Genomic DNA, 948 nt, shown 5'->3' with positions numbered 1-948 from the left:
TCTAATAAAAGCATAATGAAATACTAAGAAGCGCTTTGGGCTAAAAATTCTGGAAATAGCAGAGCGGAGTAATGCTTTAGGCTAAATTGGGAGGTTATAAGCCTTAGATTTTCTTCTATAAACTCCTTTAGCTAATAAATTGATGCGTAAAATCCTAGACTATCTTCAATACATACTTCAATGCAGAAATAGCCTAATCTTGCAGCTAAATTCTGCGTTCAGCTTTTATCCAAACAGAACTTTAGCGAGATATTCATTATCCCAACCAGCTTTTAGTCGTTTGTTTTTTATCCCAGTTTTTACTGATGTATTTTGTTGCAGGAGACTGTGAGCTATGTGACGTAGTACAGCAAAGTTTTGGGGAGCATTATCCTTTCTAATGCGACTATCATCCTCCCGAAATGCTACATCTAATACCCAGTGCAACGAGTTTTCTATTCCCCAATGTTGCCGCACTGAATCAGCAAGTAATTTGGCGTTATTTGCTAGACTGCTAATAAAATAACGAGTCTCAATTTTGGTTTTACCGTTGACCGTTCTCATTACATCTAGGCGACCTATACTTTGCAGATTTTGCCATTTGCCTTCTGGATCTATTTGATTCTGAACATTACTCAACTGGACACAATACCTGGTTTCCTCTCGACTATGACTTTCTTCTGAGCGGCGGTTTGAGCTATGTGTAAATCCTTCATATCGGTTTTTTAGTGCTTCGGAAAATAATGCTTCTACTCGTTTATATAGTGAGCCTTGGTTCTTTTTTAAACTGATAACGTAGTCTGCTTCTTGCCCAGCTATTAGCTTAACAATGTCTTTCTGGCAGCCCATTGCATCTATTGTGACAATACACCCTTGTAGCGACAACACCTTAAGCAACTCTGGGATGGCTGTAATTTCATTCGATTTCTCATCAACTTTAACTTGTCCTAACACTAATCTTTGTTCAGT

At 38.1% G+C, this 948-nt stretch carries 1 protein-coding gene; it reads right to left on the bottom strand.

The features are described from left to right. Nucleotides 1-225 precede the first annotated feature (225 nt). A partial coding sequence (locus tag DSM107010_RS37835) for an ISAs1 family transposase (RefSeq protein WP_127025453.1) occupies nucleotides 226-948 on the bottom strand: 723 nt, incomplete at its 5' end.

This window comes from Chroococcidiopsis cubana SAG 39.79 (assembly GCF_003991895.1).
Classification (GTDB): Bacteria; Cyanobacteriota; Cyanobacteriia; order Cyanobacteriales; family Chroococcidiopsidaceae; genus Chroococcidiopsis; species Chroococcidiopsis thermalis.
Note: the sequence above shows the minus strand (reverse complement) of the source record. Positions and strands in the feature narration are given on the sequence as shown.